Source organism: Psychrobacter sp. CX90 (assembly GCF_057396305.2).
Genome location: NZ_CM182008.1, coordinates 2089048 through 2112468 on the forward strand (window position 1 = coordinate 2089048; position 23421 = coordinate 2112468).

At 39.2% G+C, this 23421-nt stretch carries 16 protein-coding genes; 8 read left to right on the forward strand and 8 right to left on the reverse strand.

Features of this window, described 5'->3' with window-relative positions:
* The 3 genes from AC2SLN_RS08250 to AC2SLN_RS08260 all read right to left on the reverse strand — a co-directional run bounded on the left by AC2SLN_RS08250 (position 1) and on the right by AC2SLN_RS08260 (position 1995).
* Entirely contained in the window at positions 1-291 is a 291-nt protein-coding gene (locus AC2SLN_RS08250; protein ID WP_486548290.1) for a hypothetical protein, read from the reverse strand.
* Between the two features lie 101 nt (positions 292-392).
* A complete protein-coding gene (locus AC2SLN_RS08255) occupies positions 393-752 on the reverse strand; it encodes a hypothetical protein (RefSeq protein WP_486548289.1) in 360 nt (119 codons plus the stop codon).
* A 349-nt stretch (positions 753-1101) separates the two neighbouring features.
* A complete protein-coding gene (locus AC2SLN_RS08260) occupies positions 1102-1995 on the reverse strand; it encodes an MBL fold metallo-hydrolase (RefSeq protein ID WP_486548288.1) in 894 nt (297 codons plus the stop codon).
* 335 nt (positions 1996-2330) lie between these two features.
* Here AC2SLN_RS08260 and AC2SLN_RS08265 point away from each other — a divergent pair, with 335 nt between their 5' ends.
* A complete protein-coding gene (locus tag AC2SLN_RS08265) occupies positions 2331-2957 on the forward strand; it encodes a DedA family protein (protein WP_486548287.1) in 627 nt (208 codons plus the stop codon).
* Positions 2958-3173: 216 nt separating this feature from the next.
* Here AC2SLN_RS08265 and serA read toward each other — a convergent pair whose 3' ends face one another.
* Complete coding sequence (serA, locus tag AC2SLN_RS08270; RefSeq protein WP_486548333.1) at positions 3174-4406, reverse strand: phosphoglycerate dehydrogenase; 1233 nt, start codon at positions 4404-4406, stop codon at positions 3174-3176.
* Positions 4407-4710: 304 nt separating this feature from the next.
* Here serA and AC2SLN_RS08275 point away from each other — a divergent pair, with 304 nt between their 5' ends.
* Positions 4711-6225, forward strand: coding sequence for a D-2-hydroxyglutarate dehydrogenase (locus AC2SLN_RS08275; RefSeq protein WP_486548286.1), 1515 nt, complete (start codon positions 4711-4713; stop codon positions 6223-6225).
* 155 nt (positions 6226-6380) lie between these two features.
* Here the strand turns inward: AC2SLN_RS08275 and AC2SLN_RS08280 are convergent, their stop codons facing one another.
* The gene (locus AC2SLN_RS08280; RefSeq protein ID WP_486548285.1) at positions 6381-7022 is read right to left on the reverse strand and encodes a BLUF domain-containing protein; all 642 of its coding nucleotides are present in this window, start codon (positions 7020-7022) and stop codon (positions 6381-6383) included.
* Between the two features lie 357 nt (positions 7023-7379).
* Between AC2SLN_RS08280 and AC2SLN_RS08285 the strand changes: the two genes are divergently transcribed.
* The 3 genes from AC2SLN_RS08285 to AC2SLN_RS08295 all read left to right on the forward strand — a co-directional run bounded on the left by AC2SLN_RS08285 (position 7380) and on the right by AC2SLN_RS08295 (position 12148).
* The gene (locus tag AC2SLN_RS08285) at positions 7380-8930 is read left to right on the forward strand and encodes a carbon-nitrogen hydrolase family protein (RefSeq protein ID WP_486548284.1); all 1551 of its coding nucleotides are present in this window, start codon (positions 7380-7382) and stop codon (positions 8928-8930) included.
* A 321-nt stretch (positions 8931-9251) separates the two neighbouring features.
* On the forward strand, positions 9252-9791 hold the full coding sequence (locus AC2SLN_RS08290) for a redoxin domain-containing protein (RefSeq protein WP_486548332.1): 540 nt from the start codon (positions 9252-9254) through the stop codon (positions 9789-9791).
* A 977-nt stretch (positions 9792-10768) separates the two neighbouring features.
* The gene (locus tag AC2SLN_RS08295; protein WP_486548283.1) at positions 10769-12148 is read left to right on the forward strand and encodes a solute carrier family 23 protein; all 1380 of its coding nucleotides are present in this window, start codon (positions 10769-10771) and stop codon (positions 12146-12148) included.
* A gap of 176 nt (positions 12149-12324) precedes the next feature.
* Here the strand turns inward: AC2SLN_RS08295 and AC2SLN_RS08300 are convergent, their stop codons facing one another.
* On the reverse strand, positions 12325-13305 hold the full coding sequence (locus AC2SLN_RS08300) for a DMT family transporter (protein ID WP_486548282.1): 981 nt from the start codon (positions 13303-13305) through the stop codon (positions 12325-12327).
* Positions 13306-13849: 544 nt separating this feature from the next.
* Here AC2SLN_RS08300 and ppc point away from each other — a divergent pair.
* The gene (gene ppc, locus AC2SLN_RS08305; RefSeq protein WP_486548281.1) at positions 13850-16630 is read left to right on the forward strand and encodes a phosphoenolpyruvate carboxylase; all 2781 of its coding nucleotides are present in this window, start codon (positions 13850-13852) and stop codon (positions 16628-16630) included.
* Between the two features lie 470 nt (positions 16631-17100).
* Here ppc and tsf read toward each other — a convergent pair whose 3' ends face one another.
* Both tsf and rpsB read right to left on the reverse strand, forming a co-directional pair.
* A complete protein-coding gene (tsf, locus tag AC2SLN_RS08310; protein ID WP_486548280.1) occupies positions 17101-17979 on the reverse strand; it encodes a translation elongation factor Ts in 879 nt (292 codons plus the stop codon).
* Between the two features lie 365 nt (positions 17980-18344).
* Positions 18345-19136, reverse strand: a complete 792-nt coding sequence (rpsB, locus tag AC2SLN_RS08315) for a 30S ribosomal protein S2 (protein WP_486548279.1) — start codon at positions 19134-19136, stop codon at positions 18345-18347.
* A gap of 573 nt (positions 19137-19709) precedes the next feature.
* Here rpsB and map point away from each other — a divergent pair.
* A complete protein-coding gene (gene map / locus AC2SLN_RS08320) occupies positions 19710-20525 on the forward strand; it encodes a type I methionyl aminopeptidase (protein WP_486548331.1) in 816 nt (271 codons plus the stop codon).
* 140 nt (positions 20526-20665) lie between these two features.
* The gene (gene glnD, locus AC2SLN_RS08325) at positions 20666-23386 is read left to right on the forward strand and encodes a [protein-PII] uridylyltransferase (protein ID WP_486548278.1); all 2721 of its coding nucleotides are present in this window, start codon (positions 20666-20668) and stop codon (positions 23384-23386) included.
* Positions 23387-23421: the final 35 nt, after the last annotated feature.

The following is a 23421-nucleotide window of genomic DNA, read 5'->3' on the forward strand; positions in this document are numbered from 1 at the left end:
CTAGACATTTAAGATAGTCTGATATAACCATCTCAATAATGGCCACACCAGCCAAATAAGAGTGGCCATTATAATACCTGCGCCCAATACAAGCTCGGACAATCTAATCACCATATCCCAGCGACCCTCCCAAACATTAGGCGCGTACGACGGCCCCATAGTCGATATAAACATTAAATAAAAGCCAATAAGCCCGATCAGTACAGCAATCGCAATGCGTATCAATATCTTAAAGATTGTCTTAACTAAACCGTAAGTGTCTTTAGGTAACTTATTCATTAAGTCAGCCATGACTAAAATCCTATCATTAAAAATACACTAAACCGCCCCAAATTACGCTAAATAAAAAATAAGAGTTTTAGTGGCTTTGTTTTAAGGCAATACTAGATGAATTATAGCGTTTGCTCAATGATAGCCATTTCGACGCGATAGTATTCAGGCTCTATCTGCAGTAACTCACATAGTTTTTCTAAAAAACCTTTAGCATCGTAATAAGCATCAATATAACTACCATCTAAGCCCATATTGCGACTACATAATACGTAACGTAGGCGATCTGATGCTGCAATGATATGTTGACGAGGATAGTCCATAGCTTTAACAATAGCATGAGCATTTAACTGTAATGAAACCATTTGATGAATAGCGTGCTCAGCTAAACAACAACGAGGCGTGTAACGGCGGGTATATAGCCTAGAATCTAACAAGGGCACGCCCAAACAATCAGGCGTAGAGGGTGGTAATACAGACATAGTAGACTCCCATACTCCGACACAAAAGAATCTTATACGGCACAGATGACCTTGTCGGAGTAGAGGCTCATGCGCTTTACCAGAATTATTTTACATCGTGCTGGAAGTTGCAATGCCATTATGTTTCAGTCTGTACCGAAGCAACAGCAATTAAACCCACGATTGTGTCTCGTTATAGTACCACAAACTTTATAATGAATGAATTAGCAACAACGCCTAGTTAATAAAATCAACCTTAACAACCTACGCTATAACTGCCCAATACCCTCAACTATTATTTTTTATTAACAGGCTCTTTTTTATTAACTATCATATCCTTATTAACTGTCATATCCATTACTCTCATGTATCAGGCTAATATATTTAAAGGTACTTTTAAATATCGTATACCATTATCTTCAGGATCTGGCATTTCTCCGGCTCGAATATTGACCTGTACTGAAGGAATAATCAGTATCGGCATATCCAACCTTGCATCACGCTCTGTTCTCATTTTGATAAACTCTGGTTTACTAATACCGTCACGCACATGTTTATTATGTGCTTTTTGCGCAGCCACAGTAGTCACAGGACTATGAGAGCGCCCTTCGGGTGGATAATCATGGCATAAATAAACTTCTGTACTTTCTGGCAAAGACAGTAACTTTTGAATAGAGTCATAAAGAGTTGCAGCATCGCCTCCTGGAAAATCGCAACGGGCAGTACCAACATCAGGAGCAAATAGAGTATCGCCTACAAATACAGCCAGCCTTTCACTTTCTTGTAAAGTATCTGATACCGTTTCTCGGGCAATATAAGCCATATCTGCGTGTGTATGCCCTGGCACATGTTGCGCAGATATTTCAATGGTACCCAGCATAAACGTGCTACCCCCTTCGGTAAGCATATTGAATTGACTTGCATCAGTTCTAAAACTGGTGTCTAAATTAAAGATGTCCTTAAATGTTTTTTGTACCTCTGTAATATACTTACCAATAACCAACTTACCTCCAAGCTGTTTTTTGATGTACTTTGCTGACGACAGGTGATCGGCATGCGCATGGGTCTCAATGATATATTCGACCTTTAATTGATTATGGTGCACATAGCTAATTAATTTATCAGCAGCGTCTGTATTTGTTCGACCCGCTTTAAAGTCGTAATCCAATACAGGATCAATGACTGCACAAACTTTATTAACTGTATCGATGAGCACGTGCGTGTAGGTTTCAGTGTCATCGTGCAAAAAGGATTTGATTTTCATAGCATTTATACCTTGGTAATAAGTGTCTGTCGTAAGCAGTTTTAGCAAGCGTAGTATTAAAATTTGTCTTTGTAAGTTATATCGATTATTACAGTAGTTTAATTTTTTGATTTAAACCTATTAAGGCACTTTTAACCCTATTCTAGCAATAGAATACATAAACAATATAAGTATTAAAAAATATTATTATATTTTATATAATATTAATACAAATAATATAGTTAACTTTGATCTGGCACAATATCTTTATACGGTATAATCCTCAACATCATCAAAAACATTTACAATACTACTTCAAAATTTTAGGGGTTTATTAAAAAAAGAAAAGGGCAGTGATGGAAAATTTAAACGAGTGGATTCTTACCCTAATGGATACGCTAGGTTATATTGGCGTGACGATAATGATGTTTTTAGAAAACGTTTTTCCCCCCATACCCTCTGAGTTAATCATGCCCGCTGCAGGATTTGCTGCCGCTCAAGGCGATATTCAACTCATACTTGTCATTATCGCTGGCACTTTGGGGTCAGTGATAGGAGCCCTGCCTTTATACTATTTAGGCACACTATTTGATGAAAAACGCTTGCTGAACCTAATAGAAAAGTACGGAAAATGGGTCTTAGTGAAGCCAAGTGATGTCACTAATGCCAATCGTTGGTTTAATAAATATGGAAGAATGGTTATATTTTTTGGGCGTATGGTACCCGCTATCCGCTCGCTGATTTCTATTCCAGCAGGTATGAACCATATGTCTTTACTGCCTTTTCTAGTGCTGACAGCTTTAGGCTCGGCTATTTGGACCTCTCTATTAGCATATTCTGGATATATTTTGGGCGAGAATTACGACAAAGTCGAACAATATATTTCGCCAATCTCTAAATTTGTGGGTCTCATTGTATTGTTACTTAGTCTTGCATTTGTAGTAATGCGTTTAAAAAACAAGCTCTCAAAACGTATTCAGTAACGTACCTTAGTAATCCTTAGTGAATAGGCTGGCTATAATTACGATTAATAGACGGCTGCTGATAGCTCTTATAAAGTAAAGTCCTAAATTGACCCTGTTGAATACTTATGAATGACATCATATTAGTATGGTATTAATCATTCGCTTATTAAAAAGTAAAAAAAAGCTGGCAACTGCCAGCTAATTTAATCGAACTATCAAACTCTCAAACATAAATTAAAACAATACGCGTACGCGAATAGTCTCTTCTATGTGTTTTAGCTGCTCAAGTGCTTCGTCCGAATCACGATTATCAACATCCATCACTAAATAACCCACATCGCCTTCTGTCATTAAGCTCTGCGCTAAAATATTAATACCTGCTGACGCGAAAGAGGTGTTAATTTGCGACAATACTCCTGGTACGTTTCTATGAATATGTAAGAGACGGTGTGAATTTTCTTTTATCGGAACGCTTACTTCTGGGAAATTCACTGCCGTTGTGGTATCCCCTGCATCAGAGTACTTGACAAATTTCTCTGCTACCTCTAGACCAATATTCGCCTGCGCCTCTTGCGTTGATCCACCGATGTGCGGCGTTAGAATGACATTATCAAACTTACGAAGTGGCGACTCAAACTCTTGATCGGCTGATTTTGGCTCTTTCGGGAATACGTCCACAGCAGCGCCTAATAATTTACCTGACTCAAGGGCTGCGGCTAAATCATCAATCTCAACGCAAGTACCGCGTGCGGCATTAATGAAATAACTGCCCTCTTTCATTTGATCAAACTGCTGTTTTTTCATCATATAGCGGGTACTTGGTACATCTGGTACGTGAAGCGTTACCACATCTGCTTTATTTAATAGCTCATCTAAGCTACCCACCTGCTCAGCATTCCCTAAAGGCAGTTTGGTTAACACATCATGATAGATAACCTTCATACCTAAGCTTTCGGCCAACACTGACAGCTGCGATCCGATGGAACCATAGCCGACAATACCCATGACTTTACCGCGCACTTCATGCGAGTTCTTAGCCGATTTGCCCCAGCCACCACGATGCACAACCGCATTCTTCTCAGGAATACCTCGGTATAACATAATCGCTTCCGCCAATACCAACTCAGCGACAGAACGAGTATTTGAATAAGGGGCATTAAATACTGGAATACCAAACTCACGTGCTGCCTCTAAATCAACTTGGTTAGTACCAATACAAAAACAACCAATAGCAATTAATTTATCAGCTTGCTCAAGAATATCTCGTGTCAACTGTGTACGTGAACGAATACCGATAAAGTGTGCATCTTTGATCTTTTCAGCCAGCTCTTCTGGATCTAAAGCATGTGAAAGATATTCAATGTTAGTGTAGCCTGCATTATTTAATACTTTTAAAGCATTATCGTGTACGCCTTCTAATAGTAGAAAACGAATCTTATCTTTATCAAGTGATAGTGCCATACTTATCGCCCTTAATCTGTGATGAGGATTATCAAATACAATTTTTAAACTGTAAAATTTCTAATAAAAAAGTTCTATAACAAACGTCTGGACACTGTTTTAGTTATAATCCAAAATATACTTACGTCTTTATAACCAATAAACCTCGTGTCATAATGTGTCTATCTTATACCAAAAACTATAGTAATGTCAGGCTCTAAATTGAATAACTGCTTGCCAATAATGACTATAAACTTGCCATGGATTAATATTTTGACCTTTTAATACCCACAGTTTAATGGGCTAACATATTCAAAAAACAGAGACTATTATGACCACTCACAATACCATGAATAACCGCTCTCCCGCTCACGAACAAGTGCACAGTGCTGATCAATCCCATGTTGATGAGACAACGCTGAATGCGTCAATACAGACCAAACCAGTAGCCCTCAATGCTTTACTATCGAGCCTGACAAGTAACCACGATTTTGATGACAATCAAATTAAAACCGATTGTGAAAGTCTTGAGCACTGGGGTAAAGACTGGACCAAACACTTTTCTCCTGCGCCTAGTGCTATTGTTTTCCCTAAATCAACCGAGCAAGTACAAGCACTGGTAAAGTTAGCTAATTCCCATAATATTGTTATAACCCCTAGTGGGGGTCGTACGGGTTTATCAGCTGGTGCAGTAGCCAGTAATGGCGAAATTGTAGTTAGTTTAGATAAAATGAACAACATTGGTCATTTTTATCCAGCTGACCGCATGGTGGAGATTGAAGCAGGCGTTATCACAGAGCAGTTGCAACAGTTTGCAGAAGATAAAGGCCTTTATTATCCTGTAGATTTTGCGTCTGCAGGCTCAAGTCAAATTGGTGGCAATATTGGTACCAATGCGGGTGGTATTAAGGTTATCCGCTATGGTATGACCCGCCGCTGGATAATGGGATTAACGGTTGTCACTGGCAATGGAGACATATTAAACCTTAACCGAGGCATGACAAAAAATGCGACAGGCTATGATTTACGGCACTTATTTATCGGTGCTGAAGGAACGCTTGGTATTGTAACCAAAGCACAAATTAAACTTGAACGTGCGCCGCAAGATTTAACCGTGATGGTTTTCGGCATGGATGAATTTGATCATGTTATGAATGTGCTCTCAGCCTTCCAAGATAAAATTGACCTGACTGCTTTTGAATTTTTTGATGACGTTGCCCTTGACAAGTTAATGGCAACAGGTCATGTACAAGAGCCGTTTGAAGCCCGTACTAAATATTACGCTCTACTTGAATTTGAAGCGCCGTATGAGCCTATTATGGATAAGGCAATGGCGATATTTGAGACGTGTATGGAAAATGGATGGATAGTTGACGGTGTCATGAGTCAAAGCATTGCCCAAGCCATTGAGCTTTGGAAACTGCGTGAATATATTTCGGAAACGATTTCAGTCTTTACCCCTTATAAAAATGATGTATCAGTGCTGATAAGCTATGTACCAGAATTTATTAAAGACATTGAAGCTGTGGTAAACAGTAACTATCCTGACTTCGAGATTTGCTGGTTCGGTCATATCGGCGATGGCAACTTACATCTTAATATATTGAAGCCTGAAAATTTATCTAAAGATGAATTTTTTGAAAAGTGTCAAAGTGTGAATGACTTAGTTTTTACCACCGTACAAAAATATGGCGGTTCTGTTTCTGCTGAACACGGGGTGGGAATGACCAAAAAACCCTACCTATCCTACACCCGTAGTGAAACTGAGATTGAGTATCTCAAATCGATTAAAAAAGTGTTTGATCCTAATGGAATCATGAACCGGGGAAAAATATTCGACATCTAATTTCTGTTTATAACTACACTTATTCATAAAAATATTCGTCTAAATCTAAAAAAGACGCTAACCCGTGAGGCCTAGCGTCTAGTATCACATTCTAAAGTATTTTTTATTATTACTAAACTATTAGCAGTTAGACCATCGTTTAAACTTTTAACCTATTATAAAAAAAAGTATAGCTCAATCAATGAAATGAGAACCATAATTCCCAGAACACCTTGCACTAATAAAAAGGCCTGATGCGGACCGATCACTCTTTGAACCATCTGACCAAAAGTATTATAAATCATGCTAATATTTTTCCTCTGAACTGTCGCCTCAAAGCTCTTGACAGCCTCTATAAACCGATTTAATTTTTGCGTTGACCAATGATGAGGCTCAAAAGGCAGAAACTCGAACATGTGATTCGCTTGCTCCTTAGTATTCGCTGACCAAAGCCAACTTTCGCAAAAAAGCATACGCATACGCCAGTCATTAAAATACCGTGCTTCAATAGGCTTACACATAAGCACTTTGATGTCTTTGTGGCGGCTATCATTAAAGATACTTTTCAACAACATGAGTACATCAGACTTTTTACCTTCTACACATTGTAGAAAGGCCCCCTTCCCATAACTTAGAATACCCGTAATTCCGTTAGCTTTATTGCTTATAGTCGCTTTAATGGCCAAATCATCAAATATCACGGGATTTAAACGGCTTCTAACGGTTAACATACTGACATACACTACCCGTACCAATGTATCAGCCCTTAATCTCGATAAAGAGTCTAATACACGCTTATATGCTAGAGTTGTAGGCATTCATAGCATCCTTTAAAGTATTCCTACTTAATAGTTAAATGTTTAATATAAAATATAGGAAGCATGGATTTTTAACATACATTAATTATCAATTAGACTTTAGTATATGTACTTCAATGTAACATATTTTATAAGTCATTAACAATTTTGTAATATATTGTCTTTTTAATGTCTTCTTTTGCCGCTTTATAACTTTTTACATAATAAATAATAATGGGTTTTATATTAGCATGATAAATATTGATACCTATTTACAAATTTTCACTCTTTGCTGAAATATGCATACTTATAATACCTCATTAAATTTGCATTTCATTGTCTTAGAAAGGCTATAGATACTGGTATAAGAGGCATAATATGAATAAAGCTGATGATTTTCATCTGAAAATTGCTGAAATTAAAAAGAAAGACTATTCACAACTAAAGTCGTTAATGGATCGGGTTTACGCTAACTTAGGTGGGGCGTGGTCAAAAACGACCATTAATACTTTAATTAATTCATTTCCAGAAGGTCAGATAGCCCTTTTTGATCATGATAAATTGATAGGTATGGTACTTACCATGCGGGTTGATTATCAGAAATTTTCAAATCCGCATACCTATGATGATTTAATTGGCCAGCGCGAAATCATCAAAGATGACCCGAATGGCGATGCCATGTATGGGCTAGATGCCCTTATTGACCCTGATTATCGTGGTTATCGACTCGGTCGTAGACTTTACGATGCCCGTAAAGAGCTGTGTCGTCAGATGAATTTTAGGGCCATTTTAGCGGGTGGGCGTATTCCTAATTATCATAACCATCAAAACTTAACTCCTGCTGAATATATTGAAGCGGTTCAATCCCGAGAAGTTCATGATCCTGCTTTGTCATTTCAGCTATCCAACGATTTTATCGTTAAGCGAATCTTAGGGGGTTACTTGCCTGATGATAAACACTCAAAAGGTTATGCGACCCTTCTTGAATGGGCTAATATTTATTATGAGCCACAAGACTACAAACCCAATACAGGTAAAACAGAGGTACGTATTGGCGGCATCCAGTGGCAAATGCGAGAGGTTGGATCACCCGAAGAGTTACTTCAGCAGGTTGAATACTTTGTTGACATTATGGCAGATTACAACTCTGACTTTGCCTGCTTACCAGAGTTTTTTAATGCGCCATTAATGGGTCTGTGCGAGTCTACTGACCAACACGTGGCCATTCGCTTTTTAGCGGATTACACCGAATGGTTTAAAAACGAAATATCAAACTTAGCTGTTAGCTATAATGTCAATGTCATTACGGGGTCTATGCCATTATTTGACGATGACGAAGTTTTATATAATGTCAGTTATTTATGTCGCCGTGATGGTACTGTCGAAGAGCAACGTAAAATTCACATTACCCCGCATGAGCGAAGTGCTTGGGTCATCGAAGGTGGCGATAAAATTCAAGTATTTGATACCGATGCTGGACGTATTGGCATTCTCATTTGCTACGATATTGAATTTCCTGAGCTAGCTCGTTTACTTGCCTTAGATGATATGGATATCTTATTTGTGCCATTTTGGACTGACACTAAAAACGGCTATTTACGGGTGCGTCACTGTGCGCAAGCCCGTGCCATTGAAAATGAATGTTATGTGATGATTTGTGGTTCAGTTGGTAACTTACCTCAGGTTGAGAGTCTGGATATTCAATATGCACAATCAGCTGTATTCTCGCCTTCTGATTTTGCTTTTCCCCATGATGCTATTATGGCCGAAACCACTGCGAATACTGAGATGATTTTCTTCTCAGATGTAAATCTTGATTCATTAACTCATGTGCGCAACGAAGGGTCAGTCAATAACCTAAAAGACCGACGCTCAGATATTTTTACTTTAAAACGCAAAAAAAAATCTAAAGTTACGACAGATAAATAACTTTAACAACCTGTATCGGCTTTTGTAATTGGCATTGCTACTCATTAGGTCTCTTGCTTAAATGGGTAGCTTAAGGCTGTTGAGATAGTCTGATATGTGGACTACTCTATTCTATTCAGCGATTTTAAGCAGCCAATATAGTTAGGTTTATTGGCTTAGACTGCATGCTCAGCACTGCTATTAAAATCGTGTAGAACCCTGTAGATGTCAATAAACTCTATGAGCAATAGCTGTCACTCATCAGGATACAATCTAACAATAGCGCTTTAGAGTTTATCAATCATAACCCTCACCATAATAGCCAATTATAAAGAGAAGACTATAGATAATTATAAAGAGAAAGAAGATAGTAAACTTGTAGCATCTAAACTTAGGTCTTGGTCTTGGGCTGCTATCAAATATGGTGTGATGTTTATAGCGGTTTACACGGCTATTAACTGGTGGCGTCAACCTGTGATGCCTGCACAACCAGAGCTGCAATTAACTGACTATAAGGGGCAAGTAGTGGATTTAGAAATGCTTAGCCATGCGTCTCCTGTGTTGGTCTATTTCTGGGGCACTTGGTGCCCTGTTTGCAAGGTTACCTCCCCGAAAGTTAACGCCATCGCGCAGTCTAACACCTACCCAGTGGTTACTATTGCTACGCAGTCTGGTAATAATCAAGCGCTTGACACCTATATGGCAACCAATGGCTTCACTTTTATCACTATTAATGATGACACTGGAAAGTTGTTTAGCGACTGGAAGGGGCAAGTAACGCCTTCCTATGTAATATTAAAGGATGGCGAAATGACTCAAGGTTTAACCGGCGTTCAACCAGAATGGTCGCTTAGATTAAGATTATGGCTATCTTCTCTTTAATTTTAAATAAATATATTAGGGTCTGTTGAACATTCAAATATTAGGACTGCTGATAGCTAAAATTGTTCCAAACTAGGTGTAAACCGACGATAATGTCTAGACCTTAGCTAGGTTTATAACAACGTTTGGGGCAATTTTAGCATCAGCCCTGTGGGGCAAGGCTATTTTTTGTCAATATATTGCGAAATTTTCTAACTTAGAATGACTAAGCGTCAAAAATCTCCCTGCATATTGCCTATAAAATCGCCTCCGCCAGTTCCACATTTGAATGTTCAACAGACCCTAATAGCCTATGACTCTGGCGTACGCTTTATGTATTGACCACAATAAATCCTATAGCAAGTCAAAACAATGCGTCAATATCTGCCTTGTTGAGTCTTATCATGTTTAACGCCATCTTGCAGATTTCCAAAATGAACGACACCTTTTAAAAATCTAATCGGTATGCCGCTAGATGAGATTACAAGTAGGGAGGATTTAGACTTAGATAGTGCTAATAGTACTAATAGGCAGTTAACGGTATTTCACACGGGTAAAGTTGAAAAAGCTTTACAACTATCATTGTTGTGTCTTGTTTGGCGCTGCTCAAATCCATGCTAACAACTATAACTGAATAGACCTAGTTTCTAGTTTCTAGTTTCTAGTTTCTAGTTTCTAGTTTAGCGGAGTATTCATTTAACCCCTACATCTCACAAACCTCCCTGTCCCTTCCCTTCCCTTCCTTTACTTTTCATTCAACTGTATAACCCATCATAGTTTGTCATAGCGTCTTTGTCATAGCGCCTTTGTCATAGCAGTTTTAGATAGTCTCCCTAGCATAGTCTACTGTCCTAAATTAGAATGAACCCCAATATTTAGCCCCGATTCAACCAAAATTTCGTCTATACTATCCTCAATTTGCATTTCATATTGTAAACATATTACCTTTAAAAAATACCACCCTATCAAAGCTAACTATCAAAGCTAAGGACAATCTCATGGAGTCATGTAAAACCCCCAAAACAGCCAAAGAATCTAACCTTTTATATGAGCATGACCCAGACTTTGATAACGGTAAGTGGTTCCCAACATGGCGACCTTTTAAAGGTGATTTAGATCAACATGCCGTTGCAATTAATGAATATCTGCCTGCTTCAAAAAGTATGATTCTTGGCGTCCAACATACTTTTGCAATGTTTGGCGCCACTGTATTAGCGCCCCTTTTAATGGGTTTTGACGCTAACTTAGCCATATTAATGTCGGGCCTATGTACCATACTGTTCTTTTTGATGACTGGGGGGCGTATGCCCAGTTATTTGGGTTCAAGCTTTGCTTTTATCGGTCCGGTAATTGCAGCGACTGCCTACGCAGGAAGTGGCCCTAATACCAACTTAAATGTTGCTCTTGGCGGGATTATGGTATGCGGTATCATATACTCGCTAGTTGGGCTACTGGTTATGAAAATTGGTACAGGCTGGATTGAAAGCTTAATGCCACCTATTGTTACCGGTGCAATTGTGATGATTATTGGTTTAAATTTGGCGCCTGTGACAGTACAAGGTGTCTCGGCAAATCAGTTTGATGCTTGGATGGCAGCGTTAACAGTGGTACTGATTAGTAGCGTGGCTATTTTCACGCGCGGCATGTTACGCCGCTTACTGTTATTAGTGGGTCTCATCCTGTCTTATATCATCTATTATATTGTGACGAACGTATTGGGGTATGGCACTCCCATTGATTTTAGCGGTGTCCAGCAAGCTGCTTGGATTGGTCTGCCTTCATTTCATACCCCTACATTTGATTTAAATGCGATTGTACTTATTGCACCTGTTGCTTTTATTTTAATTGCCGAAAATTTAGGCCACTTTAAAGCCGTTGAGGGAATGACTAAATCCAACGTAACCCCTTATATTGGCCGAGGTTTTTTTGCCGATGGTTTAGCAACTACATTTTCCGCAGGGTTTGGTGGCACTGGTGTCACTACTTATGCAGAGAACATTGGCGTTATGGCAGTTACTAAAGTTTATAGCACTACTATCTTTGTTATGGCGGGTATTGTCGCGGTGTTTTTAGGATTATCGCCAAAGTTTGGCGCTATTATTCAAAGCATTCCACCTGCCCTACTTGGTGGTGCCTCCATTGTAGTATTTGGTTTGATTGCCGTGGCTGGAATTAAAATCTGGATAGATAACAACATAGATTTTAGTAAAAACAGCAATCTTATTGTCGCGGCAGTGACTGTCATTATGGGTGCGGGTAACTTTAGCTTGCATATTGGGAGCTTCGATTTGGGTGGAATCGGTACCGCCACTTTAGCAGCCATAGTTTTAAACGCACTTTTTAATCGTGAACTTAAGGGTAAACGGGTAGTAACCTAAAAAGTAGTAAGTAGTAAAATAGAAAATGCGCTAAACGCTAAAGTAGTCATGTGCTGTAAGGTAAAAAAAGACTTAAAACAGGCTTACCTTCAAACCAGAAACGCAAAAGAAAAAGCTCCTTGTATAATGACACTGGACTTCTGCTCTTTTACAATCTATCGTTTATAGCATGCAAACTACTTACCCCGATAAAATCTAGCAAAGAAGCGATATCGCCTAAGCTTAGCCGTTTTATTGAAGGGTCTGGGCTTTAAAGAGCCCAAATAAATGGCAAACATAGTTAATGCAGCTCCCGCCCACTGTAGACCATTGATTGGCTTGTCTAACCAAAAGTAATCAATCACTAACGCGGCAACTGGTTCACTTAATAATAGCAATCCGGTCAAAGCTAAAGACAGCTTTGGGATAGAATAAGCAATCAGTCCCCAAGCCAAACATTGCATGACAGTACCATAAACCACAATCCACCCCAACTCGCTTAAAGTGTTGGGTAATATGTTCCCGCTATCAAAAATCAGCATTGGAACCAGCATGGCTAAGCTACCCCCAATGCTGATTCGCTGCATGAGAATAAAAATAGGCGTAGGGGCTGCTTGATGGGTTAAACGGATAAAGGTCATGGAGGCGGCCAACATACTGGCCGAAACAATGCCAGTAACAAACCCATAAGCGGCATGGTCGTTATTCGCAAACTCAGGACTGGCAATGAACACCACTCCCAAAAGTGCCAGCACTAAACTTATAAGCTGCAAAATAGTTTGTCGCTCTCTAAATATCAAAAAACCCATAGCGGCTAAAAAGAAAATCTGTAGGCTATTCAATAACGTTGAAATTCCGGGGCCCACAGCATAGATACTTTCATGCCATAGCGCCAAATCTATGCCCAAAAAAGCCCCAGATAACAATGCAAAAAACAGGGCTTTTTTGGCATCTATTGAGGTCTTTGCTTCAGGCATTTTTTGTTTGAATATAGCGGCCAATGCAGTAAACACAATGCCTGATATAGCCAGCCGCCAAAAGGACATAGCATAGCCGCCAACCTCTACATGCGCGACAATAAGACTTCCTAGTCCAAAAATAATGCAACCAATAATCAGACCAATAGGCGCCCATTTATTATTGGTATTCTCTTGTACACTACTTAATTTATCAGTCATAAACTACCTTTAGAAACCCTTTAATGGGTATTATCTGAGCGCATAATTGAATGTTTAGTCAGCTTATTTATGTTAATCCACTACCTAGGCTGATTCATAACCACTCTATTCAATGCTACTGGATTCAATGCTACTGGATTCAATGCTATTAGCTTATCCAATTCACTCAGCTCAAATGGTTGTTTAGCCAAAAAATCAATGAATGCTAGAGTGTGTTCTCATTTGGCTTATGAATAGAGGTTCTCAGATAAATTAACGTCAAACACGAATAATTTCGCACAAAATAGTGACATAGTAGCTAGAAATCAGGCTAAGTCTGGCAAAAATTTAACCGTTTTAGACCTATAAAATGCAAATTATTGTAAATGAGGACAAGCCTTTATCTTATAGTCTAAGCATTTTATTTAGTATGGATAATTTTTTATCTGATAAATAAATAACGCTCGGTAAAGTTGACTAGTTCGTGTATTATTTAAATGAAATCAAACATTAACCTGTAAAGCAGGGTAATACTAAAAAGTTTTATGATAAATAGGGATAGCATATGTTATTGGAAAACGATGTTTTACGTGCACGAGTTAGATTATTAGGATCTTTTTTAGGAGAAGCAATTTCTCGTCAAGCTGGAGAAGATACTTTACGTACTATTGAAACGTTGCGTAAAGGCTTTATTCAAGAGCGTCGAGAACCCAATCCTGCACATAAGCAAGAGCTTATCAAACTTATTGCCTCACTTGATAATAAAACTTTAAAAAACGTCATTCGTGCTTTTTCAATTTACTTTTTTTTAGCCAATCTAACCGAAGAAAATTATTTGCGTGAACGTCGCCGTATGGTTCGCGCACAGTCAAAGCAATTTTGGAAAGGATCTTTCCGGCATACACTTCTAGAATGCCGCGAGCGTAATGTTGCGCCAAATCAAATAAAAGAGCTTATTGACCAACTTAAGTTTATTCCCGTATTTACTGCGCATCCTACAGAAGCACGTAGACGAACTACGATGAATATTTTGCAAACCTTGTATGACTATAGTGACGCCTTAAATGAGCTCCCTGAAGGGAGCCTAGCTTATGAGCAAGCCAAGCAAAAAACCAAACAAACCATTGACTTATTATGGTCGTCCGACGAGGTGCGCACACGTAAACCCTTAGTTTATGATGAAATTAACAATGGTTTACACTATTTCAATGCAAGCTTATTTAATGCGATTCCAAAAGTGTATCGCAATATCAAAAATGCGATTAATGATGTCTATCCAGAATTAGTAGACTATCCACTTCCTGCTTTTGTTAGCTTTGGCTCTTGGATTGGTGGCGATAGAGATGGCAACCCATTTGTTACTCATAAAACCACTGAGATGGCAGTATTAATGCACGCTGAAACAGTATTGCGCCATTATCAGGTACTGATTAAGAAGTTACGCCGAGAGCTCATTCATAGCGATACAATTGTCAATATTGGTGCTGAGGTGTATGAGAAAATAGAAGAATATAGCGATCTTGATAAAAAAGTATTTTATTACAACTCTGATGATTATAAGAATGAGCCTTATCGAAGATTACTGTCTATTATTCTTGCAAAAATAAAAGCAACCAATCGTCTTATTCAAAGTATGGGAGAAGATACTGAAGCGGCTAAAGATGCTTATACCTCACCGCAAATATTATTAGATGACCTACGCATCATTCGTCAAAGCGTTGCAACTCATGACAGCGCCCATGCCGAGGGTTTACTCCTTGATACCGTTCGTTTGGTTAAAACATGCGGATTCCATTTAGCCGCCCTTGATATTCGTCAGGACTCAGGTTATCACGGCGACGTCGTTGCTGAAATTTTTGCCAGCGCCCCTAACCTACCTGACTATAAAGCGCTTAATGAAACGGAACGTCAAGAATGGCTAACTCGGCTGTTAGAAAAGCCAGGCGCGCCACTAATTTATACCGATGAATTTAGTAGCCAAGCACGTGAGCAATTGGCTCTAATGAATACAGTCGCTAAGCTGCGTAAACTGGTGGGAGAAGATACGTTTGGTAGTTACGTTATTTCAATGACCAATAACGCCAGCCAACTTCTAGAAGTATTATTGCTAATGCGCTTTGCTGGATTATCAGCCATTAGTGAAAAGGGCTATTTAACATCAGCCCTTCCAGTTGCCCCTTTATTTGAAACCATTGAAGACCTCAAGAACATCGATAAAATTTTACCTATGGTTTTAGATAATCCGCTGTATCGTGGCTTACTTGAGCATTCAGGTAATATTCAAGAAATTATGCTTGGTTATTCTGACTCTTCGAAAGATGGTGGCATCATTACCTCAGCTTGGCAGCTATATAGTGCTCAGCAGACCATCACTAATATTGCAGAAGAATATGGCATCAAGACGCGTCTATTCCATGGCCGTGGTGGTTCCGTCAGCCGTGGCGGTGGCTCAACTCACCAAGCTATTGCAGCACAGCCCGCTGGTACTTTAGATGGTCAAATCAAGTTTACCGAACAAGGTGAAGTGTTGTACGCAAAATACGCCAATCCAGATACTGCTGTATTTGAATTAACAATGGGAATTACAGGGGCACTCAAAGCCAGCTCTTCAAGGTTTGTTGAGCAACCCACCGAGTTGCCAGAATATGAAAAGGTATTTGCTCGTTTAGCCGAGGCAGGCGAGCAGCAGTATCGTCAACTTACGGATAGTACCGAAGGGTTTTATCAATTTTATTCCGAAGCCACGCCTGTAAAAGAAATCTCGCTACTTAATATTGGTTCACGCCCTTCACATCGTAAAAAAGGTTTACCTAGCAAGTCAACGATTCGCGCTATTCCATGGGTGTTTGGTTGGTCATTGGCCCGCTTTACTCTACCTGCTTGGTATGGGGTAGGCAGTGCCCTAAAAAGCGTAGAAGCTGATGAGCCTTTGATGAAAGAGATGAACGATAAATGGCCATTTTTCAAATCTTTTATTAGTAATATTGAAATGTCTTTTACAAAGTCGGAGATGAATATCGCTCAAGCCTACAGTCAGCTCTGTAAGGATGAAACCTTGCGAGAAAATATCATGAGTGCTGTCATTAAAGAACATGAGTTGACTTATGCTGGTCTAAACTCATTACTTGAGCAAGAGTCCTTACTTTCTAGTCAGGAAGAGCTTGCTGCCTCATTACAATGGCGTAATGCCTATTTAGACCCAATTAATTATATCCAAATTGAGCTGTTAAAGCGCATGCGCGCTGATAACGACATGAAAACGGTTAATCATGATGATATTGACGTTGCCGATCCACTCATTCGTAGCATTAATGCCCTTGCAGCAGGGTTACGAAACACGGGTTAGCAGTCATACAACGTTGTTATCTTTACATGTTTAATGGGCTATTAATGGCATTTTTCATTGCCTTTAATAGCTTTATAAATTGCCCTTAATAGCTTAATAAAAAGTTGATTGCCACAAGCCATTAATATTTAAATAAGTTTAATTTGAAGGAATACTCTGCCTGTTTTAAAGCAACCACACTTTTTTTAGCAGGCATGTTGACTGGGTCTGTTGAACATTCAGAAGTTTAAAAGTTAATATTTTGAATGCATTAGCATTAATAAAATCAGATTTATAATCTAAAAGAGTTAAAATGGTTACAAAGTGACCAATGGTACGTAACTTTTTTTGAATTTTTTCGACTATATAACATTATAACTTTGAACCTCTTTCACTACAAAAAAGCCCATTACTTAGATAAGTAATGGGCTTCCTTTTATTTAGCCAACCTAAATAATGCTATATATAGGTATTATTTAGTCAGTAAATAGTTATTTAGCAGCAGCCTGTTGTGCAGCAGCAACTTCAGCAGCAAAGTCTTCTTGTTTTTTCTCGATACCTTCGCCCACTTCAAAACGCACAAAACCTTTAACCGTTACGCCGTCAGCTTTAAGCACATCACCAACTTTTTTATCATTGTCCATGACGTATGCTTGACGAACCAATACAACTTCGTCTAAATACTTGCGTAAGCTACCTTCAATCATTTTTTCAACAATATTGTCAGGCTTACCAGATTCACGCGCTTTAGCTTCAGCGATTTCTTTTTCACGCGCTAAAATATCAGCTGGAACATCTGTGTCGTTAACAGAAACCGGATTAAATGCCGCAATATGCATGGCAAGGTTTTTGCCTGCTTCTTCATTACCACCTTCAGATGAAACAACCACACCAATACGCAAACCATGACGGTAAGTGGCTAGGTTGTCGCCTTCAATGATTTTGGCGCGACGAACTTGAATGTTTTCACCTATTTTTTGGACTAAAGCAACCCGCGCTTCTTCAACAGTCATGCCATCTTCGTACTGGAGTTCTGCAATTTTTGCTGCATCTGTTTCGTTGTTTTGAAGAGCGACATCTGCCACTTTATTAGCAAAAATAGTAAAGTTGTCATCTTTAGCAACAAAGTCAGTTTGGCAGTTAACTTCTAATAAAAGTGCTTTGTTATCTTGTTGGGCAATGACAATCGCGCCATCAGCAGCAATATTACCTGCTTTTTTAGCTGCTTTAGCTTGACCAGATTTGCGAAGGTTATCAATGGCAGTCTCTACATTGCCCTCAGTTTCTTCTAGGGCTTTTTTACATTCCATCATGCCAAGACCAGTACGATCACGAAGCTCTTTTACTAATTTTGCTGAAATTTTAGACATTCTATTACCTCTTTGTGTGGTTATATTTTATTCTCTCAATTTAAAAATAAGCTTGCATAGCCAAAATAGATAACTCTGAATAATTATCGAATCTGAACTTATACTTATTACTGTTTTACTTTTTGAGAATGCACGAAAAATGTGTGAAATAAGTCTTCAACGAATTGCTTTTAATGCTGTTTTATACTTCGATTATTACGTATGATTATAGAATCTTAAAATGACAAGGGCATGACGAGGGAGTCCACATCATGCCGTATTGAGTCATATAACAATCAAGAGTATCGGTAAAAACCCTGCAATATTAACGCTCTAATTTATTAACTCATTAACCTGCAGGCTTTTACTTAAGTTACTTAGGTCAATTATTCAGCAGATTCAGTTTGTGCTTCTTCTGCGACTTCTTGCTCAGGTGCTTCTTCAGCAGGAGCAGCGTCAGCTGTACCACCAGCTTGTGATTTAGCGTACTCTTTACCAGCAATGATTGCATCAGCCATGCGAGTCACATATAGTGTTACAGCACGGATAGCATCATCGTTAGCAGGAATAACATAATCAACATTATCTGGGTTAGAGTTAGTATCAACGATACCGATAACTGGGATACCTAGATTTTTAGCTTCTTTAATGGCGATAGCTTCATGGTCCACGTCTACAACAAAGATTGCGTCTGGCAAACCGCCCATATCTTTAATACCACCTAAAGAACGCTCCAGTTTTTCCATCGCACGGGTACGCTCTAATGCTTCACGCTTAGTAAGCTTAGCAAAAGTACCGTCTTCAGCCTGCTTCTCAAGCTCTTTTAAGCGGTTGATGGACTGGCGTAGCGTTTTCCAGTTAGTTAACATACCACCCAACCAACGATGGTCAACATATGGCATACCAGCACGTAGTGCTTGCTCACGGATGACTTCACTCGCAGCACGCTTAGTACCAACAAATAATACTTTATTGCGCTTAGCTGCTAAGCCGTTTACGAAAGTTAACGCTTCGTTAAATGCTTTAACGGTGTGCTCAAGGTTAATGATATGAATTTTGTTACGGGCACCAAAAATATACTGATTCATTTTTGGGTTCCAAAAACGAGTTTGGTGACCAAAATGAGCGCCTGCTTGTAGAAGGTCGCGCATTGGCATTTTAGTAGGACTAGTTGACATATAAATTTCCTTTGTAAAGTTGGGTTATGCCTCCACATTACAAAAATTACCGATTTATCGACACGCATCTGCCCGTTTGTATTTTTATTACTTGTATTCTGGCTAAAAAATACCGTAAAAAACACAAAGTTTTGGCAAATTAGTCAAGCCGACAAACACCCAGTAATCTTTAAGCGCAATGTGTGTGTCATTGGTTGATGGGTGAATGAGTTAAAAAACAACTTATTTTTATTTAAGCTTTAATAAGCGAAGTGTAACCCTTATAAAAAACTGAAACAAAATAAGGCAGATATTTTACCATAAATGCAGAAATAGGTGAAGTATTATGCCGATAATTGTTTTGCAGCTAATCCACTTATTACTGATGACTTTATAATTACAAGTAGTTAACGTGTACTTCTCAAGTAGCGAGGTTTTTAGTCTGCTAAATTATTGAGAGATAGTCATCTGCCGTATATAAATACGCTTGTGTTATAATGTAGACTTAAATACAAAGTGGTATACATATCTATAAATTTTAATCCCAAAATCTATGATGATTTAGAATAAAATACGCTCTTAACTTATCCAACTATAAAATCAAATACTATGAGTAACAATAAAGACTTAATCCTTGCCCCTGAGGCAATCGAAAAAATGCGTATTGCTGGTAAACTAGCTAGTGATGTTTTAGTTATGCTAGATGAGCATGTGAAAGAAGGCATAACTACCGAAACGTTGAACACTATTGCACATGACTATATTGTCAATGTGCAAGACGCTATTCCTGCGCCGCTAAACTATGGTTACCCCCCCTTCCCCAAATCAATCTGTACTTCAGTAAACCATGTGGTTTGTCATGGTATCCCAACGGATAAAAAGGTTTTAAAAGAGGGTGACATCATTAATATTGACGTTACGGTTATTAAAGATGGATATTACGGCGATACTTCGAAAATGTGGATTATTGGCGAAGGTTCAATCATGGCTAAGCGCATTTGTAGTGTGGCACAAAAAGCACTTTATGCTGGGATGAGTGTTGTAAAAAACGGCGCTTACCTTGGTGATATTGGTGCGGCAATCCAAGAAGTGGTTGAACCTGAGCGGTTTAGCATTGTACGAGAGTTTTGTGGACATGGCATTAGCAATCAATTCCATCATGAACCTCAAGTTATGCACTATGGCAAAAAGGGCACTGGTATGCCGCTTAAAACTGGTATGACCTTTACCATTGAGCCAATGATTAACCAAGGAGTTTGGCAGACTAAAATTCTGCCAGATCAATGGACAGCGATTACTAAGGACCGTAAACTTTCTGCGCAGTGGGAACACACTCTGATGGTCACTGATAATGGCTGTGAGGTGTTTACCACTCGCCCAGAAGAAGACTTAAGTTTCTTAACGAGGTAATTTATATCAAAAAAGACTGCCTAGGCAGTCTTTTTTTTGGCAGAATATAAACACAAACTATGATTATAATTCAGATGCGCCTTCTTTGTTTTATCCTTCACAACACATAATGCACTACTGCTCTTTGATTGGAACTTGATATGTTTATTAAAGAACCCACTGACTCACTGCTGACGCCACTACCTAACTTGCGCCAGAATACGAGTCGTAATCTTGGCATACCAGACTGGATAAAACAAATTGAAGCAGATATCTCTGAGGCGTTAAATCGCGGCGAAGACATCAGACAGCTTGTTAAAGCCCGTTCAGATGCAGCAGACAGCTTATTATCCGCACTTTTTGACCTACATGACCTGCACAATACCAGCTTAGCGATGTTTGCTGTTGGTGGATATGGCCGAGGTGAACTGTCTCCTCATTCAGATCTTGATCTTTTATTATTAGCCCCTCAGACATTAACAGTAGAAGAAGCAAGCAAAGTTGACGCTTTTGTAGCACGGCTTTGGGACGTCGGTATTAAACCCGGTCTTTCAGTTCGCACCACTGAGGAGTGCTTTGGTATAGCGTCTGATATTACTGTGGCAACTAGCTTATTGGAAGCAAGGCTGTTGGCGGGCAATGATGAGCTAACTGCTGTACCAATGAACATTGTCAATGAGACTTGGTCACAAGAGGCATTTTATGATGCAAAAATGGAAGAAGCACGCATACGCTACCTACGTCATAACAGCACGGAGTATAACCTAGAACCCGATATAAAAAATGCCCCTGGCGGTCTGCGTGACATCCATACTTTAAGCTGGGTAACCAAACGCTATTTTAGAATAAACAAACTATACGACTTAGTACCACAAGACTTCTTAACTGAAAAAGAGTTTGATGAACTCACGTTCGCCGAAGGTTTTTTGTGGCAAATTCGTCACCACCTACACCATTTAACAGGACGGGATGAAAATAAGCTACTGTTTGATTATCAGCGTGATATAGCTCAGCGAATGGGTTATGAAGCCTTACCTGATGATGAGCCTAATGCTGCTGTTGAGAGCTTTATGCGGGATTATTATCGATGTGCCATGCAAATCTCATCATTATCTGAGATGCTAACCGCACATTATTATGAAGTCCTTATTGAGGCTCGTCTACCAGATGAGAAGCGTCCTAAAAAAACAGTCTTAAATGCCCGTTTTAATAAAATCGGTAATCATATAGCCATCTCAAATCATCACGTTTTCGCTCAGCATCCTGAAGCCATTTTGGAAATGTTTTTACTAATGGGTCAGCATGATATAAAGCTTATTCGCACGCGCACTCTACGCGCTCTAAAAATTGCAGCGCGCGGTATTGACCAAAATTATCGAGAAAACCCTAAGCATCAAAATCTGTTTTTAGACAATATAAAAGAACAAAACTATTTATATCATCGCCTACGTTTTATGCAGCGATATGGTGTACTAGCCAACTACCTGCCGCAATTTGCCAGCCTTATTGGACTGATGCAATACGACTTATTCCATCGTTACACTGTTGACGCTCATATTCTGCTTTTAGTACGTATGCTGCATCGTTTTACCGATCCAAAATATAAAGATGACTTTGCCTTAGTCGGTTCAATTTACAAGCGAATTAAACGAAAAGAGATCATTATACTGGCAGCCATATTCCATGATATCGCTAAAGGCCGTGGCGGTGACCACAGTGAACTTGGCGAGATTGATGCTATTGAGTTTTGTCTCGCGCACGGCATGACTGAAGCCGATGCGAAGTTGGTAGGTTGGTTAACTCGATATCACTTATTAATGTCATTAACCGCACAGAAAAAAGACATCTCAGACCCAGAGGTAGTAGCAGAGTTTGCAAATTTAGTAGGCAACGTCACTCATTTAAATCATTTATACGTTCTAACCGTAGCCGACATGAATGCAACTAACTTGCAACTATGGAACAGCTGGCGTGCCACACTTATGAAGCAGCTTTACACTCAAACACGTCGTATTTTAAGAGCAGATTTGGATGCACCGACCAATCGTCAAGATATGATTGCTTCAACCCGTCAACAAGCCGAACTATTGCTTGATAAAGTAGACAATCAGCATATGAACAAGGAGGAGGTGTTGGTATTGTGGGATGAGCTTGGCGATGAGTATTTTTTACGGGAAATTCCTGAAGATATTATATGGCATACTGAAGCCATATTAAATCATCCGCCCATAGGCAAAGCGTCTTCTCGAGATAGTGAGCCTCTTGTCGTATTACGAGAGCATCGAGAACTTGCGCTAGATGCTGTACAAGTATTTATTTATACACCAGATCAAGCCAACTTATTTGCCGTTACTATGGCAGTGTTCGATCAGATGAGCTTAGATGTGTTAGATGCTCGCATTATTACTGGCACACGAGACTTTGCATTGGACTCTTATGTGTTGCTTGACCAAAAAGGCATCCTAATTAACGACCCAGAGGCGCGTAAGGAGCTCACTGAAAGGCTTATTGATGCTTTCAAACATCCAGAAAAACCAAAGTTAGTGCAAAAGCGTATGCCTCGACAACTTCGTAATTTTCAAGTGCCCACCGAAATTAGCTTTCAATATAATGAAGCCAATAAGCAACATGTCATGAGCTTAACAACGCTAGATCAACCTGGGCTATTAGCGCGTATTAGTCAGGTATTTTTAAATGAATCTATTGAGGTGCATGCAGCACGTATCACAACGCTAGGTGAGCGGGCTGAAGACATGTTTTACCTAAGTGATAAAGGTGACGCTCAGCTTAGTAATGAAAGGCTTGCGAAACTTGAGCGCTCTCTTCAGGCGGTATTACAAACGAATGATGAGACTCTGGCAACGACTCAGCAGATAACGTAAAACGCTGTATTTGATATTTACCAGTTAAATCATAG

What these genes read in the sequence shown, in the direction of transcription:
- rpsB (WP_486548279.1), bottom strand. Translation starts at nt 19,136, where the DNA reads ATGTCAACTAGTCCTACTAAAATGCCAATGCGCGACCTTCTACAAGCA.
- AC2SLN_RS08255 (WP_486548289.1), bottom strand. Translation starts at nt 752, where the DNA reads ATGTCTGTATTACCACCCTCTACGCCTGATTGTTTGGGCGTGCCCTTG.
- ppc (WP_486548281.1), top strand. Translation starts at nt 13,850, where the DNA reads ATGTTATTGGAAAACGATGTTTTACGTGCACGAGTTAGATTATTAGGA.
- glnD (WP_486548278.1), top strand. Translation starts at nt 20,666, where the DNA reads ATGTTTATTAAAGAACCCACTGACTCACTGCTGACGCCACTACCTAAC.
- tsf (WP_486548280.1), bottom strand. Translation starts at nt 17,979, where the DNA reads ATGTCTAAAATTTCAGCAAAATTAGTAAAAGAGCTTCGTGATCGTACT.
- AC2SLN_RS08275 (WP_486548286.1), top strand. Translation starts at nt 4,711, where the DNA reads ATGACCACTCACAATACCATGAATAACCGCTCTCCCGCTCACGAACAA.
- AC2SLN_RS08285 (WP_486548284.1), top strand. Translation starts at nt 7,380, where the DNA reads ATGAATAAAGCTGATGATTTTCATCTGAAAATTGCTGAAATTAAAAAG.
- AC2SLN_RS08280 (WP_486548285.1), bottom strand. Translation starts at nt 7,022, where the DNA reads ATGCCTACAACTCTAGCATATAAGCGTGTATTAGACTCTTTATCGAGA.
- AC2SLN_RS08295 (WP_486548283.1), top strand. Translation starts at nt 10,769, where the DNA reads ATGGAGTCATGTAAAACCCCCAAAACAGCCAAAGAATCTAACCTTTTA.
- AC2SLN_RS08265 (WP_486548287.1), top strand. Translation starts at nt 2,331, where the DNA reads ATGGAAAATTTAAACGAGTGGATTCTTACCCTAATGGATACGCTAGGT.
- AC2SLN_RS08260 (WP_486548288.1), bottom strand. Translation starts at nt 1,995, where the DNA reads ATGAAAATCAAATCCTTTTTGCACGATGACACTGAAACCTACACGCAC.
- AC2SLN_RS08300 (WP_486548282.1), bottom strand. Translation starts at nt 13,305, where the DNA reads ATGACTGATAAATTAAGTAGTGTACAAGAGAATACCAATAATAAATGG.
- AC2SLN_RS08250 (WP_486548290.1), bottom strand. Translation starts at nt 291, where the DNA reads ATGGCTGACTTAATGAATAAGTTACCTAAAGACACTTACGGTTTAGTT.